Annotated in this window: 1 pseudogene; it reads left to right on the plus strand. The window is 59.2% G+C overall.

From position 1 onward, the window contains the following. Positions 1-273: 273 nt before the first annotated feature. Positions 274-1526, plus strand: a pseudogene (locus DBR18_RS05175) (methyl-accepting chemotaxis protein); the annotation flags it as partial.

Genomic DNA, 1526 nt, shown 5'->3' on the forward strand with positions numbered 1-1526 from the left:
TGCGTTGCGGCATGCCCCGATAGTATTTTTTAACGTTCACTGCGTTTAGCGTCACTGTGCTTTGCGCACGCACAGGATCCACACGAAACAGTCAAAATTCCGTGAAATATCAACTTGGATTCAGGTTTTGACGCGCGGGGCCGAAATCCTATCAGACAAGCCGTAATCGCGCTCCAGCTTCTACGACTTGCGTCGCGTATGCCTGATCACCCAAACGTGGTTGGATGCTGGCGGTGATTTATTACAAGAAAAAGAAATCGGAGTGACAGCGTTATGAACAGCTTGCGCAGTGTGTCGATCAGCCGACGCTTGTGGCTCATCTTGGTTGTAGCCGTGGTCATGCTGTTGACCTTGGGCGTGTTGATGCTCAAGCAGATCCACGATGACCTGTATCACGCCAAGGCGCAGAAAACCCAGCATGTGGTGCAGACCGCCAGCGGCCTGCTGACCTACTACCACGACCTTGAAACCGCCGGCTCCCTCAGCCGCGACGCTGCGCAGAAGCAAGCGCTCACCGCGATTCGCGGCCTGCGTTACGACCAGAGTGATTACTTCTGGATCAACGACCTCACACCCGTGATGGTCATGCACCCGACCAACCCCAAGCTCGAAGGCCAGAACCTTTCGGCAATCCGCGACCCGGACGGTTTCGCGGTGTTCAACGAAATGGTCGCGATCGCCAAAAGCAAAGGCGCCGGCATGGTCGATTACCGCTGGCCCAAACCCGGCGCCAGCGAGCCGGTGGCAAAAACCTCCTACGTCAAACTGTTTGAGCCGTGGGGCTGGGTGCTTGGCTCCGGCGTTTACATCGACGATGTGCAGAACGAGTTTCAGGGGCAGGTGATCAAGGCTTCGCTGATCGGGCTGGCCATCGCCCTGATCATGGCCCTGCTGGTGATTCTGATTGCCCGCAGCATCGTGCGCCCGCTGCAGGAAACCGTGAACGCGATGGCCAACATCGCCAGCGGCGAAAGCGATCTGACCCGCAGCCTCGATACCCACGGCCAGGACGAAATCACCCAACTGGCCCATCACTTCAACGGCTTCACCGCCAAGTTGCGCCGGGTCATCGTTGATTTGCAGGCATCGGCCAGTGCGCTGGGGCAATCGTCCAGCGAACTGGGCAACGATGCCACCCAGGCCCAGCAACGCAGCCAGCAGCAATCGCAGCAGATGGAACTGGTTGCGACCGCGATCAACGAAGTGACCTACGGCGTGCAGGACGTGGCGAAAAACGCCGAACATGCCGCCGCCGAAATGCGCGACGCCGAAGCCCAGGCGCAACAGGGCCAGATCAACATTGACGGCAGCCTGCAGCAGATCGACAAGTTGTCCGGGACCATTGACCAGGCTGTCGAAGTAATTCGCACCCTGGCAGCAGAAAGTACCCAGATCGGCAGTGTGCTGGAGGTGATCCGCTCGATTGCCGAGCAGACCAACCTGCTGGCACTCAACGCGGCCATCGAAGCGGCCCGCGCCGGTGAACAGGGCCGTGGCTTCGCGGTGGTCGCCGATGAGGTTCGCCT

Source organism: Pseudomonas sp. HMWF021, assembly GCF_003061005.1.
Taxonomy (GTDB): Bacteria; Pseudomonadota; Gammaproteobacteria; order Pseudomonadales; family Pseudomonadaceae; genus Aquipseudomonas.